Origin of the sequence: Ruegeria sp. HKCCA4008, from assembly GCF_013033125.1 — a bacterium.
Taxonomy (GTDB): Bacteria; Pseudomonadota; Alphaproteobacteria; order Rhodobacterales; family Rhodobacteraceae; genus Ruegeria.
Genome location: NZ_WQDM01000002.1, coordinates 241,279 through 260,680, shown reverse-complemented (window position 1 = coordinate 260,680; position 19,402 = coordinate 241,279). Strand labels below are relative to the sequence as shown.

The following is a 19,402-nucleotide window of genomic DNA, read 5'->3' as shown; positions in this document are numbered from 1 at the left end:
GCATGGAATGGAAAATCACCGATGGTCTGACCAGCTATGACGACGCCGTTGCCTTTATGGAGGCGCGCGTCGCCGCAATCGCAAATGGCGAAGCCCAAGAGTGTGTCTGGCTGCTGGAACACCCGCCACTTTATACGGCCGGCACTTCGGCCAAGATCGAGGATCTGACCGACCCCGATCGGTTTCCGGTTTACGCAAGCAAACGCGGCGGCGAATACACCTATCACGGGCCCGGTCAACGTGTGGCCTATGTCATGCTGGATTTGAACAAACGTGGTCGCGACGTGCGTCAGTTTGTGAAACAGCTGGAGACCTGGGTGATCTCGGCGCTGGCGGAATTCAACGTGCAAGGCGAGATCCGTGATGGGCGCGTGGGGGTTTGGGTTCGGCGTGATGACAAGCCGTTGACAGCGACCGGCAAACCGGCGGAAGACAAGATCGCCGCCATTGGCCTGCGCCTGCGCAAATGGGTCAGTTTTCACGGGATCTCAGTGAATGTCGAACCGGATCTGGAGCATTTTTCCGGCATCGTCCCTTGCGGGATAAGCGAATACGGCGTGACCTCATTGGTCGACCTGGGCTTGCCGGTAACGATGGCAGACCTTGATGCCGCACTGAAAAAGACTTTCGCAGACGTTTTTGGCCCAGTGGCACCCTGAATCCATCTGTCGATCACTGCGCAGCGAATCGCTGCGCGCCACTGTTGCAAACAACAATCCCTGTGGCCGGCCGGCTCTGTTTCCCATGCGTAAGGCAATTAACCCTGAATTCGGTGGATTTATGGAAGTCTTTAAGCATTTTTTAACTCAGGTAGATACAAAGGCCCCGTTAACGAGTAATATGGAACTGCCAATCAAGAGTGAGTGGTATGTTAACCGGTGATCCAGGGCTCGCCCTCGAAATCCGAGAAGTGTTTGGTTACGAGTCTGCCGTTCCGACCCCAAATCGGAACGGCAATTCTCTTTCAGGCACCGCTATTCTTCCTGGTGGCCAAATCGGGACGAACCGACGCAGGCGCGGCCAGCCTGTTCCAGTTCGAGCGTCGCATGCCCCACCCCGAAACGAACTTGCAACGTGTGCCTGACACTGTCCCGTACCATTTCGGCATCTGACCACGCGTTCGCATCGATGACCAGATGCGCCGTCAGCGCGGGCTGCCGCTCCTGCATGGCCCACAAATGCACGTGATGCACTTCGGCCACCCCATCCGTTTCTTCGATCGCCGCGGCTACCTGCTCTGGCTCCAGGTCGGGCGGAGCGCCCAGCATCAGAACGCGGACCGTCTCGCCTATCTCTTCTTTGACGTGCCACATGATGTAGACCGAGATCAGGATCGTCACCGCCGGGTCCACCCATGTCCAGCCGAACAGGATCACTGCGGTGCCCGCTACGATCACGGCGATTGATCCCAAGGCGTCCGCAACATTATGGATGAATGCGGCCCGGATATTCATGCTGTCTTTGGCCATGGTATACGTCAAAGCAGCGGTTACGAGATCGACCACCAATGCCAGCGCGGCGACCCAGACCACAAGCCATCCGTTGATCGGCTCGGGTTCAAAAAACCGCATGACGCCTTCGTAGAACAGATAGACCGACAACACGATCAACGTAGTGTAATTGACCAAGGCCGCAACGACTTCGGCCCGGCCATAGCCAAAGCTCATCCGTGGATCGGCCGGACGCCGTGCGATCTTGCGGGCAAAAAACGCAATGATCAGCGCAACAGCATCCGAAAAATTGTGCAGCGCATCGGCAATCAACGCCAGAGAACCCGAAATGATGCCCCCGATGACCTGAGCCAATGTCAGGAACATGTTCACCGCAATCGCCCAGGCGACGCGCGCATCGCCAGCGTCTGGATCAATGTGGTTGTGCTGGTGACCATGCCCGGTGTGGGAATGCTGGTGTGCCATATCGTTTCATATCCCTTGTTACGGCTTCCCAGAGCATGTAATTCCTCTAGCCACTAGAGGTTCAAGAGGTCAAAACCGGAAAATGTACTCGATCGGGGACTTATCGCGCCGAACCGGAGTGAAAATTCCGACAATCCGGTTCTATGAAGACAAAGGCCTGTTACCCAAACCAGAGCGAACCGCGGGCAATCAACGCCGGTATGACGAAGCCGCGTTGAAACGGCTGATCTTCATTCGCCATTGCCGTGATCTGGGATTGCCACTGGCCGACGTCGTGGGCCTGCTGTCCCTTGAGGGCGCCTCTGGCAGCGACCTTAACCGGGCGCACGAAATTGCCCAAAAACAACTGACCGATCTGCGGGACCGAATTGCCCGCCTGCAAAACCTCGAAGCGGAACTGACCCGAATTTCAGCGGCCTGCGACGGGCAGCACGATCATGTCTGTGCCGTGCTGCACGCGTTTCAGGATCATGGCGAATGCATGGGACCCCATGGCGCCGAATGATCAGGCGAGAGCGGCGCTGATCTTTTTCGCGTGTTCACCGATTAGCTCGAAATCCCCCATCTTGCCCGGCGGGCGCATGGAAACCCCTTCGTGGCGCGGCAGGACGTGAAAATGCAGGTGGAAGACTTCCTGCCCGCCTGCCGCCTCGTTGAATTGCTGGATCGTCACCCCGTCCGCGTCGAATGCGGACTTGACCGCCCGGGCCATCTTCTGCACCGTTTTCACAACCGCCGTCAGTTGCTCGGGCGTGGCATCCAGTACGTTGCGGCATGGTGTTTTGGGGATCACCAAAAGATGCCCGTCCGCGCGCGGCATGATATCCATGAAAGCCAGCGTTTCATCATCCTCGTACACACGCATGCACGGGATTTCTTCGCGCAGGATTTTGGCAAAGATATTGTCGGGGTCGTAATCAGCCATCTCAAACCTCTGGATTGCGGGTGTTGGCACAGTTCTGAGACGCGCGCGGGCAACGGTCAAGGCGGAACTCTGCCAGCGCCCATGCCGCATCGACAGTCCGGGCTTGAATTCTCATCCGCCATGCCTAGGTACCCCACATTCAAGGCCGGAAAATCGTGCGGCGCCCGCGTGCCCGCGACAATTAATCTTGATCCAGATCAAACTCGGCCATTGAAGGTGCCCTCTTCACATTCTAAAACCAGCAGGAATCCCGCGCGTTGGAGAGGTCCGACTGCGCGGTGCAGTTGCAACAGGAGGCACCTATAATGGCAGACGCAGCCATTCACGGTAACGACCATGAAGATCAGCGCAGCTTTTTCCAGCGCTGGTTCATGTCGACCAACCACAAGGACATCGGGATTCTGTACCTGGTCGTTTCGGCCCTTGCCGGTCTGATCTCGGTGGCGATGACCGTTTACATGCGGCTCGAGCTGATGCACCCGGGCGTTCAGTACATGTGCCTGGAAGGCTTCATGGCCGACCCGTGTACCCCCAACGGACACTTGTGGAACGTGATGATTACCTATCACGGTGTTCTGATGATGTTCTTCGTTGTCATCCCTGCCCTGTTCGGCGGATTTGGCAACTATTTCATGCCGTTGCAGATCGGTGCGCCGGACATGGCGTTCCCGCGGATGAACAACCTGTCCTTCTGGCTGTATGTCGCCGGCACCTCGCTGGGTGTTGCCTCGCTGCTCAGCCCGGGTGGGAACGATCAGCTCGGCTCGGGTGTGGGCTGGGTTCTGTATCCGCCGCTGTCGACGACCGAAGGCGGCATGTCCATGGACCTGGCGATTTTTGCCGTGCACGTATCGGGCGCCTCCTCGATCCTCGGCGCGATCAACATGATCACCACCTTCCTGAACATGCGTGCCCCGGGCATGACCCTCTTCAAGGTACCGCTGTTCAGCTGGTCGATCTTCGTCACCTCATGGCTGATTCTGCTGTCGCTGCCGGTTCTGGCAGGCGCGATCACCATGCTGCTGATGGACCGCAACTTTGGCTTCACCTTCTTTGATCCGGCGGGTGGCGGTGACCCGATCCTGTATCAGCACATCCTGTGGTTCTTCGGCCACCCCGAAGTGTACATCGTGATCCTGCCCGGCTTCGGAATCATCAGCCACGTGATCGCCACCTTCTCGCGCAAGCCGATCTTCGGCTATCTGCCGATGGTCTGGGCGATCATCGCAATCGGCGTGCTGGGCTTTGTCGTGTGGGCGCACCACATGTACACCGTCGGCATGTCGCTGCGTCAGCAGGCCTATTTCATGCTGGCAACGATGGTCATCGCGGTTCCGACGGGGGTCAAGGTGTTCTCGTGGATCGCCACCATGTGGGGCGGCTCGATCGAGTTCAAGACACCGATGCTGTTCGCCTTCGGCTTCCTGTTCCTGTTCACCGTCGGCGGTGTGACCGGTGTGGTTCTGTCGCAGGCCGGTGTCGACCGTGCCTATCATGACACCTACTATGTTGTGGCACATTTCCACTACGTGATGTCGCTGGGTGCTGTCTTCGCGATCTTTGCTGGGGTGTACTTCTACTTCAGCAAGATGACGGGCCGTCAGTACTCCGAGTTCTGGGGCAAGGTTCATTTCTGGATGTTCTTCATCGGCGCCAACCTGACCTTCTTCCCGCAGCACTTCCTGGGCCGTCAGGGCATGCCGCGCCGTTACATCGACTACCCCGAGGCATTCGCCCAGTGGAACTTCGTTTCGTCGATCGGCGCATTCATCTCGTTCGCCTCGTTCCTGCTGTTCTTCGGGATCGTGTTCTACGCCCTGTTCCGTGGTGCGAAAGAGACACGTCCGAACCCGTGGAATGAATACGCGGATACGCTGGAATGGACCCTGCCGACACCGCCGCCCGAACACACGTTCGAGCAGCTGCCCAAGCAGGAAGATTGGGACAAAGGCCACGCGCACTGATCCCGATCTGATCCAAAGAAACCCCGCCCAAGTGGCGGGGTTTTCGTTTTCCACCTCTGTCGGTTCGCCAAGTGTGCCAAAATCCGCTATGATACCCCCACAGAACAGTCGGAGGATCGGCAATGCCGGAAATCGACTTTTGGTATTCAATCGGCAGCACTTACAGCTTCCTTACCGTGATGCGGCTGGACGACTGGTGCGCAGAACATGACGCCACCGTGAACTGGCGGCCCTTTGATGTGCGCACGGTCATGTCAGCCCAGCAGAATATCCCGTTCGCCGGAAAACCCGAAAAATCCGCATATATGTGGCGTGATATCGAACGGCGCTGTGCCAAGTATCACATCCACGCCAGCCTGCCCGCACCCTATCCGATTTCCGATCTTGCCCTGGCCAATCAGGTCGCTTTGTTTGGTATGAGGGATGGATGGGGCAAGTCATTTACCCAGAACCTGTACCGCATCTGGTTCGAGGATGGCGTCGAGGCAGGCAGCGAAAGCGCCCTGTCCGAAGCATTGCTGCGGTGCCAGCAGGATCCTCGCCTGACGCTGGCCCGCGCGCGCAGCCCGGATATCGTCACCGCGCTGGAAGCTGAAACAGACATCGCCGTGAAACTGGGTGTTTTCGGCGCCCCCAGCTTCGTGGTGAGGCAAGAGGTGTTCTGGGGCGACGACCGTTTGGATGACGCCTTGTCCTGGGCGCGTGTGGGCCACGTGGTCTGATCAAAATCCGTCGACATGAGGCGGCACTGCGATATGTTTCCGGTATGCCGTACAAATGGAATCAGACATCCGAAACCGAACAGGAACTGCGCCTCTGGCCGCATAACTCTCTGCCGCGACGTGGGGCGATGATTGCCATCCTGTCCGTATTTCTGTTCGGTTTGATCCCATTGTTGGCCGTGCTTGGGTCGGTCGTGTTGTGGGGCCTGTTACCGTTTCTGCTGTTGACGGTGCTTGGGCTTTGGCTGGCGATTCAGGCGAACTATCGCGCGCGCAGTGCGTTTGAGGTTTTCACCTTGTCCGGTTCACAAGCCCGCCTGGTGCATCACACCCCGGGCAAGGACCAACAGGAATGGTCGTGCAATCGCTATTGGGCACGACCTGAAATGTACGAAAAAGGTGGTCCGGTGCCACATTATGTCACGCTCGTCGGAGACGGGCGCGAGGTCGAAATCGGGGCGTTTCTGTCGGAAGACGAGCGTATCACGCTCTATGACGATTTGGCCAGGAAACTGCGCGACCCTGTCGCGCAGTAGGTGTTTCAGCCTGATGTCTCAGCAGTCGCCGTTGGGCGCAGCGCAAAGGTGGTCCTTGACCATGGGTCCGACCTTGCCGAAGTCCATCTGCCCGGTATAACGGGTCTTCAACTCGCCCATGACCTTGCCCATGTCGCGAATGGAACCGGCACCGGTTGAAGTGATTGCAGCCTGAATCGCCTTTGACACCTCATCATCATCCAGCTGTTTGGGCAGAAACTCTTCGATGACGGCGACTTCCTGCATCTCGCGCTCGGCCAGGTCCAGGCGACCGCCCTCTTCATAGGCGCGCGCACTTTCCTTGCGTTGCTTGGTCATTTTGCCAAGAATTTCAAGCACCTCTGCATCACCACAGCCCTTGACCTCTTCATTGTCCGAGGCGCGCGCGGCGATGTCGCGGTCCTTGATGGCCGCGTTGATCAACCGCAGCGTCGACAGACGCTCGGCTGCTTTGTCTTTCATTGCTTGCTTCAGGGCGGCATTCACCCGTGATCGCATGTCCATTTGGCTTGTCCATCCCCATGACAACGGAACCCCGAACATATCTAAACAAAAAGCGCGTTACAACCGGGGGCGAACAAGCTTAACCCATTGAAAAATAACGATGGCCCAAAAATTGAACAGACTTGACCCAAGCGCTTAACACCCTTAGGTATGCGCCGGTTTACCTTGCAGGAGAGTCGCGCCATGGCCCAGAACGCCCCGTCCAAGCCCACCGCATGTCTGGCTTTGGCCGACGGAACGCTGTTTTACGGCATCGGTTTCGGTGCAACCGGACAGACCGTGGCTGAACTCTGCTTCAACACAGCGATGACCGGATATCAGGAAATCATGACCGATCCATCCTATGCCGGGCAGATCGTCACCTTTACCTTCCCCCATATCGGCAATGTCGGTGTGAACCCCGAAGATGACGAAACCGCTGATCCAGTTGCCGCTGGCATGGTCGTCAAATGGGACCCGACCGAGCCGTCCAACTGGCGCTCGGCCGAAGAACTCAAGGGCTGGCTTGCCCGCCGTGGACGCATCGCCATCGGCGGCGTTGATACCCGCCGTCTGACCCGCGCCATTCGCCAGCAGGGCGCGCCGCATGTGGCGCTGGCTCATGATCCCGAGGGCAATTTCGACATCGAAGCACTGGTTGCTGCGGCCCGCGGCTTTGCCGGGCTGGAGGGGATGGACTTGGCCAAGGATGTCACCTGTGCCCAAAGCTACCGCTGGGATGAAATGCGCTGGGCGTGGCCGGAAGGATACAAGCGGCAAGAGGCCCCCGCCCACAAAGTCGTGGCTGTCGACTATGGTGCAAAGCGCAATATTCTGCGCTGTCTCGCCTCGGCTGGATGTGATGTAACCGTGCTGCCAGCAACGGCAACCGCTGCCGAAGTGCTGGCCCATCAACCGGATGGCGTTTTCCTGTCGAACGGACCCGGCGACCCGGCCGCAACGGGTGCCTATGCTGTGCCGATGATCAAGGAAATTCTGGACACAACCGATCTGCCCGTCTTTGGTATCTGCCTTGGCCACCAGATGCTGGCGCTGGCGTTAGGCGGTCAGACAGTCAAGATGAACCACGGCCACCACGGCGCGAACCACCCGGTCAAGGATCTGGAAACCGGCAAGGTCGAAATCACGTCGATGAATCACGGTTTTGCTGTGGACGCGCAGTCTTTGCCAGAAGGCGTGGTCGAGACCCACAGATCGCTGTTTGACGGCTCGAACTGCGGGATCCGCATGACTGACAGACCTGTATACTCGGTACAATACCACCCCGAAGCGTCGCCCGGACCCCAGGACAGTTTCTATCTGTTCGAACGTTTCGCCGATGCGATGGAAAAGAAAAAAGAGCAGGCATAAACCCTTAAGTTACCAGAGTTAACGGCACATTAACCTTGTTTGATCAACCCTGAGCGCAGGCAACTGTGTCAGGGTTTCTTTATGGTTGAACTTAACCTTCAGGATTTTACAAACGCGTCCCCGATCCCGGCGCCCGGTTTTCGCAAACCGCTGGGCACATGCCTGCTGGAAACCGAGGTCATCACCCGTTCACAACTGGACCATGCGCTGAGCCTGCAAACCAGGCAGAAAGCGCCGCTTGGCGAGATTCTGGTTGGCGAAGGGTATGCCACCAGGCAGGATGTTCTGAAGGCCCTGTCCACACAGTTCGGGTGGCAGGTCGCGGACCTCGAACAAATTCCACCGATGCCCGGATTGTGCAACCTGAAGCCGGTGGATTTCTGGCTTGAGCGCAATGTCATTCCCTGGATGCGCATCGGCCCTCTGGTTTTGGTCGCCACTGCCCGGCCCGATCGTTTTGCAACCGTGGCAGCCGAGATGCAGGATTGCGACTATTCCATCCTGCCCGTTCTTGCGGATTCTCATCACATAGACAGGGTCATTGCACAGCACTTCTCGCGGACGCTCGCAAAAGCGGCTGAAACCCGTGTTAACGCGGCATTAAGCTGCCGCAACTGGACCGCCGGGTCCCGGCTCGTATCGTCTGCGACAACGCTGGGTGTGCTGTTTCTTTTCGCGCTGTTCCCTTCGTTTGGATTGATGGTTTTGTTGGGCGCGGCCGTAGGCAGTTTGGCTCTTTTTGCAGCCTTTCGGATAATGGGCGCCCTGGCCTGCCTCAGCGACCGCATGAAAAAGCCGACCGAACCAACAGAGGCGGCGATCGCGCTTCGTCACCCCTGCGTGTCCATCATGGTGCCGTTGTACAAGGAGCGAGAAATCGCGAATGCTCTGGTGCAACGGCTTCAAAGGCTGACCTATCCCAAAGCGCTGCTGGACGTCATTCTCGTGCTCGAGGCGACCGATGACGTGACGCGCGACGCCCTTGCGCGGGTGGCTCTGCCCAGTTGGATGCGTGTTGTTGAAGTCCCCGAACTGAACGGTTTGACCACCAAACCGCGCGCCATGAATTACGCGCTGGACTTTTGCCGCGGTGACATCGTTGGCGTTTGGGATGCCGAAGACGCACCACAGCCGGATCAGATCGAACGTGTGGTTGCGCATTTCACCCAAGCTTCGCCCGAGGTGGTTTGCCTGCAAGGTGTTTTGGATTACTACAACCCCCGCACGAACTGGCGGTCACGCTGTTTCACCATCGAATACAACAGCTGGTTTCGCGTGATCCTGCCGGGCATCGCACGTATGGGGCTGGTCGTCCCGCTTGGGGGAACGACGTTCTTTTTTCGCCGCGAAAAGCTGTTGGAACTGGGCGGTTGGGACGCCCACAATGTCACCGAAGATGCCGATTTGGGCGTGCGGCTTTGCCGGGCGGGTTACCGGACCGAGATGGTGGACACCGCCACCTTCGAAGAGGCGAATTTCCGCGCCTGGCCGTGGGTGAAGCAACGCTCACGCTGGCTCAAGGGGTTCATGGTCACCTATCTTGTGCACATGCGGGACCCGCGGAAACTGTATGCTGATTTGGGTGCGGCCAAGTTTATCGGCCTACAGGCGTTCTTTCTGGGCACTCTGGGTCAGTTCCTGCTGGCCCCTGTTCTTTGGATTTTCTGGTTGTACGCCCTGGGCATACCCAATCCGATGGAGCAGATCCTGCCGCAGCAGATAACGACGGCGCTGATTTGGCTGTTTCTGGCAACCGAGGCCCTGAACATGTGCGTCGGGATCATCGCTGTATCCGCGCGCGAACGTCGGCTTTTGCTGCCGTGGGTTCCGACGATGTGTCTGTATTTCCCTCTGGGCGTGGTTGCCGGTTACAAAGCCCTGTGGGAACTGGCGACAAATCCGTTTTTTTGGGACAAAACCCAACACGGGCAGGCCAGCGAAGACGTTCCGCTGACCTGACGTTCATTTGTCGCGACGACTGGCATCCTGTTTCAGACGTGTCATGAAGGCGACCGAAATATGTTCCTTCAACGCCTGCCCCGCAGCCTCCTCGTCTCGGGCTGCGATGGCATCGACGATTCCCTTATGCTCACTTTGCGCGATCTCGCCACGCCCCTGAACTGCCAGCGAAGTGGTCGCCATCAGGGCCATGGTCCGGTGAACCAGATCAAGCTGTTGAACCAGATAGCGGTTGTGTGAAGCCAGATGAATCTGTTCGTGAAACCGTCGGTTGGCGCGCGACAAGGCCGTTGGGTCATCGATCAGCTTGTCATCTTCGACGACCATGTCCTGAAGAACCTTTATTTCTTCTTCGGTGGCGTGTTTTGCCGCCAGGCGCGCAGCCAGCCCTTCAAGTTCCCGGCGCACGATGTAAAGCTCGGCCATCTGGTTGTGATCCAGGGATGCGACGATCAACGACCGCCCGTCCCGTTCCAGCAGAGACTGGGTTTCCAACCGTTGCAACGCTTCGCGGATCGGGGTGCGTGACACTCCGAAACGCTCTGCCAGTTCGCTTTCGACCAACCGATCACCGGGTTTGTATACACCCACATCGATGGCTTCCAGGATAAGGCTGTAGGCGTCCTTGGTCGGGGATCGGGTCTGGCTCATGGGATCGTTTGTCTCCTCGTTCGGACATGTCTAGCCGTGACAGGGGGCGGCGATCAAGTACAGCATTGAAAACCGCCCGACCGCGCCCTAAACCCAAGCCATGGTCAAACCTTCGTTTCGTCATGTCACACAATGGGTGTTCGATCTGGACAACACCCTATACCCACCGCATATGCGGCTGTTCGATCAGATAGAAGTTCTGATGACGGATTATGTGGTGCAAGCCATCGGTGTTGACCGGGCCGAGGCCGACCGGCTGCGCGCGCATTACTGGCGGGAATACGGGACCACGCTGGCCGGGTTGATGGCCGAACATGACCTGGACCCCGACCCCTACCTGCACGCGGTACATCAGGTTGACATGAGCCACATGGACCCGGATGCGGAACTGGCCGATCACATCCGCGCCCTTCCCGGCCGGCGGATCGTCTACACCAACGGCAGCGCGCCCTATGCGGAACGGGTCCTTGAGGCACGCGGCCTGACAGGCCTGTTCGACGCGATATACGGTGTTGAACATGCAGGATACCGACCAAAACCCGAAAAAGCTGCGTTCGAAGCGATTTTTGAAAAAGACGGTCTTCAGACCGAAATGGCAGCCATGTTCGAAGATGAACCACGCAATCTCGCGGCCCCGCACGAGATGGGAATGCGCACGGTTCATGTTTCTCCCGACCCGCATGAAGCCGATCACATCCACCATCACACGGACGATCTGACCGCGTTTCTGGCGCGCCTGCGATAGGCTGTCACACTGCGACGATCTGCACGTTCTGCACGCGCATCCACACCCCTATATGCGCGGCAGCGACGAACAGATGGAGACCCCGATGAGCGCGATTGACATGCCGCTGCGCCTGCCGATTTGGCAGCGCCTTTTCTTTGCAATTCCCGTCTTTGGATGGCTGGCGCGCGACGCGGTCAACGCCAAGGCCGAAGACTTGTATTACACCGCCGCTGCGATTTTCAGCATGTGGGGCTGTTCCATCATGTTGTTCGGCCTTCCCGGCCTCTACATCCCTGCCCTTATGATGGTGCCGCTGATGTTTCTGATCCTCATCCTGATTTCACGGGGCTGAAATACGGGACAGGATGTCACTTGGCACTTGGGGCAGATCCGAACTAGGTTCTGCCCAGAATGATGAGAGGCGCCATGTCCGACAGCTGTGACATCCTGATTTCCGGTGGCGGGATCGCCGGTCTGACCGCTGCGGCGGTATTCGGAACGGCAGGTTTTGAAGTGATCTGCGTTGATCCGAGCCCTCCAATCACCGAGCGGGACGTGGACGGGTCAGATCTGCGCACCACGGCTTTTTTGCAGCCTGCGCGCGGCCTGCTGGAACAATGCGGTCTGTGGGCAAGACTGGATGCACAGGCGGCCCCGTTGCAAGTCATGCGGATCGTTGACGCCGGGGGCGACTTGCCCGAGCCACGCGTCGTTCGCGACTTCAACGCGGCCGACATCTCCGAACAACCTTTCGGCTGGAACCTACCCAACTGGCTGTTGCGCCGTGAAATGGTGGCACGACTGGCCGAGTTGCCAAATGTCGATTTCCGTCCCGGCACCGCGACCACCAGCCTGTTCACCCGAACCGCCGAAGCCCGCGTGAGCCTGAGTGATGGCAGCCGCGTCCGGTGCAAGCTTGTGCTTGCTGCCGATGGTCGCAACTCGCCGATGCGAGAAGCAGCCGGCATCAAGGTGCACACAACACGATATGGGCAGAAGGCGCTGGCATTTGCGGTGACGCACCCCATTCCACACGAGAATGTCTCGACCGAGATTCACAGATCCGGGGGGCCATTCACGCTGGTGCCTCTGCCGGACTGGAACGGGCAGCCCTCGTCCGCCATCGTCTGGATGGAACGCGGACCGAAGGCCGTTGAACTCCTGAACCTGAAACCCGAGGCGTTCGAGGCCGCCATGACATCTCGGTCCTGCGGGTTGTTCGGCCCGCTGAAATTGGCATCCCGCAGAACGATCTGGCCCATCATCAGCCAATCGGCTGAACGTCTGGCGGGTGAACGCATCGCGCTGATGGCCGAGGCGGCGCATGTGGTGCCTCCCATCGGGGCACAAGGATTGAACATGTCTCTGGGCGACCTGCGTTGCCTGCTGGATTTGGCACAGGCCCGGCCCGAAGTTCTGGGAGACGAACAGATTCTGGGTGCCTATCACAAAGCCCGTCACACCGAGATCGAGATGCGCGTCAAAGGCATTGATCTGCTGAACCGCGCCTCGATGATCGAGACGCGGCCGCTGCGGGATGCACGGGCGATGGGGCTGAGCGCGCTCTATTCCCTGCCGCCAGTGCGCAAGACTTTGATGCAGATGGGCCTCGGCGTTCGCTAAGGTCCGGTCCGCTTACAGAACCTGATCCAGCACCCGTTTCAAACGCGCGATGGTGCCGTCCACGTCGTACAGCTTGTCGAGCCCGAACAGACCCAACCGGAACGTGCTGAACCCTTCGGGCTCATCACATTGCAACGGAACACCCGCGGCAATCTGCATGCCAAGTGCCGCAAATTTCTTGCCGTTCTGGATTTCGGGATCCGAGGTGTAGCTGACCACAACTCCGGGCGCGCCGAAACCGTCGGCCGCAACCGAAACGACACCCTTGTCCTTGAGCATCGATCGCACACCGTCACCCAGCGCCCATTGCGCCGCACGCAACTTTTCGAACCCGTATTCACGCGTCTCTGCCATGGTGTCGCGGAAGGCCAGCAACGCATCGGTCGGCATCGTGGCATGGTAGGCGTGGCCGCCGTTTTCATAGGCTTGCATGATCTGCCGCCATTTCTTCAGATCAAGGGCGAAACTGTCGGAACTGGTCTGCTCCAGACGTGCCTCTCCGCGTTCAGACAACATGACCAGACCGGCACATGGCGAGGCGCTCCACCCTTTCTGCGGCGCCGAGATCAGAACATCGACACCGGTGGCTTTCATGTCCACCCAGGCGCAACCCGACGCAATGCAATCCAACACCATCAACGCACCCACCTCATGCGCCGCGCTTGCCAGCACGGTCACATAGTCATCCGGCAGAATGACCCCCGCCGACGTTTCGACATGCGGAGCAAAAACAACACCGGGCTTTTGTTCGCGAATCGCGGCGACGACCTCTTCGATCGGAGCAGGCGCAAAAGGCGATGGGCTGGAATTGCCAGTCTCGCGCGCCTTCATGACTGTGGTCGAGTTTGTCAGAGACCCGCTTTCAATGATCTGGCTCCACCGGTACGAAAACCATCCATTGCGAACCACAAGCACATCTGCGCCGTGCCCGAACTGTCGGGCGACCGCTTCCATGGCATAGGTTCCACCGCCGGGAATAACGGCGACGCCATCTGCATTGTACACGCCCTTCAACATATCCGAAATGTCGCGCATCACCTGCTGAAACTTCTGCGACATATGGTTCAGCGAGCGGTCCGTAAATACGACCGAGAATTCTTCGAGCCCGTTCGGGTCAACGGTTTCCAGCAAGCCTGGCATGGCGCATCCTCTCCAAAGCGTTTTCGAAGTCTTGTCCGCTTTGTCAGTTCGGGTAAAGCCCTTTCGCGGCAAAATTTGACCCAACGTAAAGCTTAACAAACACATAATTTTTTTCGCTTAAATTCGTGAAAGCACGAAAATGACGCCAACCAGTGTCACTTCCCCTTTACACTTCTACTTGCTTCTGAACAGATGCGCACACTTTATACTTGAAGGGATAGATTCACCCGTGACGATACAAAAGCGGATCAGCTTCCAGTTCGTTCGAGACGAAGTAAAACGACGCATTGAAAGCCGTGTCTGGCCACAAGGATCGCTTTTGCCGACGGAGACCCAACTGGCAGAGGAGTTCAATTGCGCCCGGGCCACTGTGAACAGAGCCTTGAGAGAACTGGCCGAACAGGGCTTTGTCGAGCGCAAACGCAAGAGCGGCACACGCGTCAAGAAAGAGCCCAGCAAACACGCCAAACTCGAATTGTCACTGGCGCGGCAAGTGGTCGAAAGCCAGAATGCAAACTATCGTTATGCGCTTGTGGAAAGGAATGTCGTCACCAGCCCAGGATGGCTTTCCTCGCAGATCAACGTGGCACCGGATGCGCGTGTTCTACATGTAATCTGTATGCACTATGCGGACAATCGGCCCTTCCAGATGGAAGAACGATGGATCAACATCGAGGCCGTACCTGATGTGGAGGACGCGGACCTGTTCGAACAGGGGCCACATGAATGGCTGTTGACGGCCGCACCTTTCACCGATGCCGAGGTCGCTTTCTGTGCCATTTCCGCAGATGCGCGACTGGCAGAATTCATGGGCACCACGGCGGGAACATCCATGATTCAAATGGAGCGCACCACCTGGAAAGAAGACAGGCCGCTTACCTTTGCGCGCATGACGCATCATCCGGGCTATTGCATCCGCACCAAGTACTGACTCTGTTCAGCCAATGGGACCGGGCAGACGTTCTTCGCTCAGCAGAACATTGGCCTCGACGTCGCCTGCACCCGGCAGAGTCATGATCCGGCGCCGCAAAACACGTTCGAAATCGGCCAGGTCCCGGGCCACGACACGCAGTCGATAATCATACAGCCCCAGCACATGCTCGACGGTCTGCACCTCGGGAACGGCACTGACAGCGCGCTCAAAATCTTCAAGGCTGACTTGGCCCTTGCGCCCCAGCTTGATGCCCAGAAAGACTGTGACACCGAATCCCAGCGACTCGGCATTCAGACGCAGCCGACGGCCCTTGATTATTCCTGCGTCTTCCAGCCGGCGAATGCGACGCCAGGTGGCGGGTTGGGATAATCCGAACCTGCGCCCCAATGCTCCGGCACTTTGCGTGGCATCCTGTTGCAGCGCGCGAAGAAGACGGCGATCAATCTCATCCAGCTCGATCATACCGGCAGCACCTCGTCCCGCTTGACCCGCGCGATGTGCATAAGGGCTTCGATATCGGCAATATGCGGCAGGGTCAGAATCCGGTCGCGATAAAGCTGCTGATAGTGCTTCATGTCTCTTGCAATGACGGAAAGACGAACATCGACACGACCCAGAAAGGTCTGGATTTCGATCACCTCTGCCACGTCACGCGCCGCCTGCGTGAAATCGTCGAAAGCTCGGGCCTGCGTCTTGTCGAGCGTGATCCGAAGCGAAACCTCGACGGCATATCCCATCGCGGCCCAGTCTATCACGGCCTCCTGCCCTTCGATGATCCCTGCGGCCTGCATCTTTTCGATTCGCCGCCAGCAGACGCCCGCACTGATCCGGCAAAGATCGGCCAGTTCCGCTGTTGTCAGGCTCGGGTCTGCTTGAAAGTGGCGCAGAATACGCCGATCAATATCATCAAGCATGATTTTTTCACATTCTCCGATTAGCGCGAATTATTCTTCATCTTTTTCGCAAATACTCAAGCCCAACCCTATCGCCATTGCGCGAACAGGCAGATACAACCGCCGCAATCAAACCAGAAAGGACCGGCGAAATGCGCGTCTATTACGATCGCGATTGCGATATCAACCTGATCAAAGACAAGAAAGTGGCCATCCTGGGCTATGGCTCGCAAGGTCACGCGCACGCGCTGAACCTGCGCGATTCAGGTGCGAAGAACCTGGTCATCGCGCTGCGCGAAGGTTCGCCTTCGGCCAAGAAAGCCGAAGCCGAGGGCCTGGAAGTCATGGGCATCGCCGAGGCGGCCGCCTGGTGTGACGTGATCATGTTCACCATGCCCGACGAGCTTCAGGCCGAGACCTACAAAAAATACGTCCACGACAACATCAAGCCGGGTGCCGCGATTGCCTTCGCCCACGGCCTGAACGTCCATTTCGGCCTGATCGAGCCGAAAGAAGGCGTCGACGTCATCATGATGGCCCCCAAGGGCCCCGGCCACACCGTGCGCGGCGAATACACCAAAGGCGGCGGCGTGCCCTGCCTGGTCGCTGTCCACAACGATGCAACCGGCAAGGCGCTGGAAATCGGCCTGTCCTACTGCTCGGCCATCGGTGGCGGCCGCTCGGGCATCATCGAAACCAACTTCCGTGAAGAATGTGAAACCGACCTGTTCGGCGAACAGGCGGTTCTGTGCGGCGGTCTGGTCGAACTGATCCGCTGCGGCTTTGAAACTCTGGTCGAAGCCGGTTACGCCCCTGAAATGGCCTATTTCGAGTGCCTGCACGAAGTGAAACTGATCGTTGACCTGATCTATGAAGGCGGCATCGCCAACATGGATTATTCGATCTCGAACACCGCCGAATACGGCCAGTATGTCACCGGGCCGCGTATCCTGAAATACGACGAGACCAAAGCGCGTATGAAAGAGGTTCTGAACGACATCCAGCAGGGTAAATTCGTTCGTGACTTCATGCTGGAAAACGCCGTTGGCCAGCCGACCATCAAAGCGGCGCGCCGCGCCAATGACGAGCACATGATCGAAGAAACCGGCGCCAAGCTGCGCGGCATGATGCCGTGGATCTCGGCCGGAAAGATGGTCGACAAAGAAAAGAACTAAGAAGGGCAGAAGCCTGTCACAGGGCGGCCCGCGTGGCCGCCCTTTTCGTTTGAACAAAGGTCCGGCAAGGCACATAAACAGCCGGTCAGGTTTAATTTTTTTTGGCGCACCCGCGCGTTCCGACAGGACAATCAATGGTTCAACAGCCGACAAAACAGGACTGGAGCGGCGTCTTCACGCTGGGCCTGATCTGGGGCGCGACTTTCATGGTCGTTGCCATGGCACTTGAAGGGTATGGCCCAACCACCGTTGCCACCTCGCGAACCACGCTGGGCGCAGTTACCCTGTTGCTGATGATGAGGGCGACCGGCCGCAAGCTGCCTGTTCTGACACCGGCGCTGAGTACTTCAATTGTCCTTATTGGCGTGCTGTCCACTGCCGTGCCATTCATGTTGCTGAGCTGGGGGCAGCAATTTGTGCCATCTGCCTTTGCGGGGCTGTCCATGGCTGCCATCCCGCTGATGGTGCTGCCGCTGGCGCATTTCTTCTCGGATGAGCCACTGAACCTGCGCCGGTTTCTGGGGGTGTGCCTTGGCTTTTCGGGGGCCCTGGTTTTGATCGGACCCGGCCTTGCACAATTGGGCCAAGGGGCCGAACCCGTCGCGCAACTGGCCTGCATCACGGCGGCGCTGTGTTACGCAAGTTCATCCGTGCTGACTCGACGCTGCCCGCCGGTTGACCCTTTGGTACTGGCTGCCCTGACGCTGGTTGTCGGCGCCGCGCTTCTTCTGCCCATAATGCTGCTCACCGAGGGGCTGCCGACCTGGCAAGGCCCACGCCCGACAATCGCCCTGATCGTTCTGGGTTTGCTGCCAACCGCGTTTGCCACCCTTTTGCGCGTTTCGATCACCCGCAGCGCCGGGTCGGTTTTCCTGACATTGGTGAATTACCAGGTGCCGATCTGGTCGATGGTGTTCGGCGCATGGATCTTGTCCGAGGCCCTGCCCCTGCGCTTTTTCATCGCTCTGGCCCTGATCCTGACCGGCATGGCCATCAGCCAGTGGTTCAGCCTGCGAAAGGTTTTGTTCGGGAATTAGCTTGTGGCGGCTTCGACCTCTGCCACGATGCTGTCGACAACTTGGGTCAGCAACCCATCGTCTTCGCATTCAGCCATCACGCGGATCAGAGGTTCGGTCCCGGATTTGCGGATCAACAACCGGCCCTGCCCGTTCAGCCGCGCCTCGGCATCGGCGATGGCCGCCTGAACACTTTGAACCTCCAACGGTGTTTGATCGCTGGAATAGCGCACATTCTTCAGCAACTGCGGAACGGTTTCGAACTGCTTGGACAAATCAGATGCCTTGCGCCCGGACAGAACCATTTCCGCCAGAAAATGCAGACCTGCCATCAACCCATCACCGGTGGTGGCGTAATCGCTCATCACGATATGGCCGGACTGTTCCCCACCAAGGTTGAACCCTCCTTCACGCATCCGTTCGACCACGTAGCGATCACCGACGGCCGTTCGCTCCAGACGCAACCCTTGCGCTGTCAGATGGCGCTCCAGGCCCAGGTTGGACATGACGGTCGCGACCAGGGCGTCACCCTTCAACTGGCCCGATTTCTTCCATGCCGTCGCCAGCAAAGCCATCAGCTGATCGCCGTCAGCCACCTGACCGGTTTCGTCGACCACAACCACCCTGTCCGCGTCGCCGTCCAGACAAATGCCCACATCGGCGCCATGCGCGACAACGGTTTCTGCGGCCAGTTGAGGCTTGGTCGATCCGCAGTTGAGATTGATGTTCTTGCCGTTGGGCGCGATTCCCACGGGGATCACTTCTGCGCCCAGCTCCCACAGAACCTCTGGCGCGGTGCGGTGGGCTGCGCCGTTCGCACAATCGATCACCACCTTCAAACCATCCAGACTGACGTTCCGCGGCAACGACGACTTCACACGTTCGCCATAGCGAAACCGTGCGTCATCAACCCGGCGCGCTCGGCCGATATTCTGCGCCTGGGCGGGTCTGACGCCTTCGTCGATCAGCCTTTCGATCTCGACCTCGGCCTGATCGGACAGTTTATAGCCGTCCGGCCCAAAGAACTTGATTCCGTTGTCTTCGGCAGGGTTGTGGCTGGCCGAGATCATGACGCCCAGATCAGCCCTCATGGAGCGCGTCATGAGGCCAACGGCGGGCGTCGGAACCGGCCCCAGCAGCAGCACGTTCATTCCAGTGGACGTCAAACCGGCCGTCAGCGCGTTTTCCAGCATATAGCCGGACAAACGCGTATCCTTGCCGATGACAACCCGGTGCACCCCTGTCGCGTCCCGTCGGAAATACCGCCCGACAGCGGCCCCGATGCGCAACGCCATCTCTGCAGTCATCGGATGCGTGTTGGCGGTGCCCCGCACCCCGTCGGTTCCGAACAGCTTGCGCATAGGTGT

The 19,402-nt window shown here is 58.5% G+C and carries 21 protein-coding genes; 13 read left to right on the top strand and 8 right to left on the bottom strand.

Going from position 1 to position 19,402, the window contains the following annotated elements:
• Positions 1-2 precede the first annotated feature (2 nt).
• Complete coding sequence (gene lipB / locus GOW60_RS05570; protein ID WP_171228530.1) at positions 3-659, top strand: lipoyl(octanoyl) transferase LipB; 657 nt, start codon at positions 3-5, stop codon at positions 657-659.
• A gap of 315 nt (positions 660-974) precedes the next feature.
• Here lipB and GOW60_RS05565 read toward each other — a convergent pair whose 3' ends face one another.
• Complete coding sequence (locus GOW60_RS05565; RefSeq protein ID WP_171228529.1) at positions 975-1,916, bottom strand: cation diffusion facilitator family transporter; 942 nt, start codon at positions 1,914-1,916, stop codon at positions 975-977.
• Between the two features lie 82 nt (positions 1,917-1,998).
• Between GOW60_RS05565 and GOW60_RS05560 the strand changes: the two genes are divergently transcribed.
• Positions 1,999-2,421, top strand: coding sequence for a helix-turn-helix domain-containing protein (locus GOW60_RS05560; protein ID WP_171228528.1), 423 nt, complete (start codon positions 1,999-2,001; stop codon positions 2,419-2,421).
• On the opposite strand, the gene GOW60_RS05555 is transcribed toward GOW60_RS05560, so the two are convergent.
• Positions 2,422-2,841, bottom strand: a complete 420-nt coding sequence (locus tag GOW60_RS05555; RefSeq protein ID WP_171228527.1) for an HIT family protein — start codon at positions 2,839-2,841, stop codon at positions 2,422-2,424.
• Between the two features lie 305 nt (positions 2,842-3,146).
• On the opposite strand from GOW60_RS05555, the gene ctaD reads away from it, so the two are divergent.
• The 3 genes from ctaD (at position 3,147) to GOW60_RS05540 (ending at position 6,063) form a co-directional block, all read left to right on the top strand.
• Positions 3,147-4,805: a cytochrome c oxidase subunit I gene (gene ctaD, locus GOW60_RS05550; RefSeq protein WP_171228526.1), complete on the top strand. Its 1,659-nt coding sequence runs from the start codon at positions 3,147-3,149 to the stop codon at positions 4,803-4,805.
• A gap of 122 nt (positions 4,806-4,927) precedes the next feature.
• Positions 4,928-5,527: a 2-hydroxychromene-2-carboxylate isomerase gene (locus tag GOW60_RS05545; protein WP_152457637.1), complete on the top strand. Its 600-nt coding sequence runs from the start codon at positions 4,928-4,930 to the stop codon at positions 5,525-5,527.
• Positions 5,528-5,571: 44 nt separating this feature from the next.
• Positions 5,572-6,063 carry a DUF2244 domain-containing protein gene (locus tag GOW60_RS05540; protein WP_152457636.1) on the top strand — a complete coding sequence of 164 codons (492 nt, stop codon included), beginning with the start codon at positions 5,572-5,574 and terminating at the stop codon, positions 6,061-6,063.
• An 18-nt stretch (positions 6,064-6,081) separates the two neighbouring features.
• Here GOW60_RS05540 and GOW60_RS05535 read toward each other — a convergent pair whose 3' ends face one another.
• Entirely contained in the window at positions 6,082-6,567 is a 486-nt protein-coding gene (locus tag GOW60_RS05535; protein ID WP_171228525.1) for a GatB/YqeY domain-containing protein, read from the bottom strand.
• Between the two features lie 183 nt (positions 6,568-6,750).
• Between GOW60_RS05535 and carA the strand changes: the two genes are divergently transcribed.
• A complete protein-coding gene (gene carA, locus GOW60_RS05530) occupies positions 6,751-7,917 on the top strand; it encodes a glutamine-hydrolyzing carbamoyl-phosphate synthase small subunit (RefSeq protein ID WP_171228524.1) in 1,167 nt (388 codons plus the stop codon).
• An 81-nt stretch (positions 7,918-7,998) separates the two neighbouring features.
• Entirely contained in the window at positions 7,999-9,876 is a 1,878-nt protein-coding gene (locus tag GOW60_RS05525; protein ID WP_171228523.1) for a glycosyltransferase, read from the top strand.
• 3 nt (positions 9,877-9,879) lie between these two features.
• Here the strand turns inward: GOW60_RS05525 and GOW60_RS05520 are convergent, their stop codons facing one another.
• Positions 9,880-10,527 (bottom strand): GntR family transcriptional regulator, encoded by a 648-nt coding sequence (locus tag GOW60_RS05520; RefSeq protein ID WP_152457632.1) that lies wholly within the window; start codon positions 10,525-10,527, stop codon positions 9,880-9,882.
• 100 nt (positions 10,528-10,627) lie between these two features.
• On the opposite strand from GOW60_RS05520, the gene GOW60_RS05515 reads away from it, so the two are divergent.
• The 3 genes from GOW60_RS05515 (at position 10,628) to GOW60_RS05505 (ending at position 12,877) form a co-directional block, all read left to right on the top strand.
• On the top strand, positions 10,628-11,272 hold the full coding sequence (locus GOW60_RS05515) for a pyrimidine 5'-nucleotidase (protein ID WP_171228522.1): 645 nt from the start codon (positions 10,628-10,630) through the stop codon (positions 11,270-11,272).
• Positions 11,273-11,357: 85 nt separating this feature from the next.
• Positions 11,358-11,606 carry a hypothetical protein gene (locus GOW60_RS05510; protein WP_171228521.1) on the top strand — a complete coding sequence of 83 codons (249 nt, stop codon included), beginning with the start codon at positions 11,358-11,360 and terminating at the stop codon, positions 11,604-11,606.
• Positions 11,607-11,680: 74 nt separating this feature from the next.
• Positions 11,681-12,877 carry a UbiH/UbiF family hydroxylase gene (locus GOW60_RS05505; protein WP_171228520.1) on the top strand — a complete coding sequence of 399 codons (1,197 nt, stop codon included), beginning with the start codon at positions 11,681-11,683 and terminating at the stop codon, positions 12,875-12,877.
• 12 nt (positions 12,878-12,889) lie between these two features.
• On the opposite strand, the gene GOW60_RS05500 is transcribed toward GOW60_RS05505, so the two are convergent.
• Positions 12,890-14,017 (bottom strand): aminotransferase class V-fold PLP-dependent enzyme, encoded by a 1,128-nt coding sequence (locus GOW60_RS05500; protein ID WP_171228519.1) that lies wholly within the window; start codon positions 14,015-14,017, stop codon positions 12,890-12,892.
• 229 nt (positions 14,018-14,246) lie between these two features.
• Here GOW60_RS05500 and GOW60_RS05495 point away from each other — a divergent pair, with 229 nt between their 5' ends.
• Entirely contained in the window at positions 14,247-14,948 is a 702-nt protein-coding gene (locus tag GOW60_RS05495; RefSeq protein WP_371809324.1) for a GntR family transcriptional regulator, read from the top strand.
• A gap of 6 nt (positions 14,949-14,954) precedes the next feature.
• Here GOW60_RS05495 and GOW60_RS05490 read toward each other — a convergent pair whose 3' ends face one another.
• Both GOW60_RS05490 and GOW60_RS05485 read right to left on the bottom strand, forming a co-directional pair.
• Entirely contained in the window at positions 14,955-15,413 is a 459-nt protein-coding gene (locus GOW60_RS05490; RefSeq protein ID WP_171228517.1) for an Lrp/AsnC family transcriptional regulator, read from the bottom strand.
• A complete protein-coding gene (locus tag GOW60_RS05485) occupies positions 15,410-15,865 on the bottom strand; it encodes an Lrp/AsnC family transcriptional regulator (protein WP_171119589.1) in 456 nt (151 codons plus the stop codon). Before GOW60_RS05485 ends, GOW60_RS05490 begins: the two co-directional genes overlap by 4 nt.
• Positions 15,866-15,996: 131 nt before the next feature.
• Here GOW60_RS05485 and ilvC point away from each other — a divergent pair, with 131 nt between their 5' ends.
• A complete protein-coding gene (gene ilvC, locus GOW60_RS05480; RefSeq protein ID WP_171170636.1) occupies positions 15,997-17,019 on the top strand; it encodes a ketol-acid reductoisomerase in 1,023 nt (340 codons plus the stop codon).
• A 134-nt stretch (positions 17,020-17,153) separates the two neighbouring features.
• On the top strand, positions 17,154-18,056 hold the full coding sequence (locus tag GOW60_RS05475) for a DMT family transporter (protein ID WP_171228516.1): 903 nt from the start codon (positions 17,154-17,156) through the stop codon (positions 18,054-18,056).
• Here GOW60_RS05475 and glmM read toward each other — a convergent pair.
• Positions 18,053-19,396: a phosphoglucosamine mutase gene (gene glmM / locus GOW60_RS05470; RefSeq protein WP_171228515.1), complete on the bottom strand. Its 1,344-nt coding sequence runs from the start codon at positions 19,394-19,396 to the stop codon at positions 18,053-18,055. The two genes, GOW60_RS05475 and glmM, sit on opposite strands and share 4 nt — an antisense overlap.
• Between the last annotated feature and the right edge of the window lie 6 nt (positions 19,397-19,402).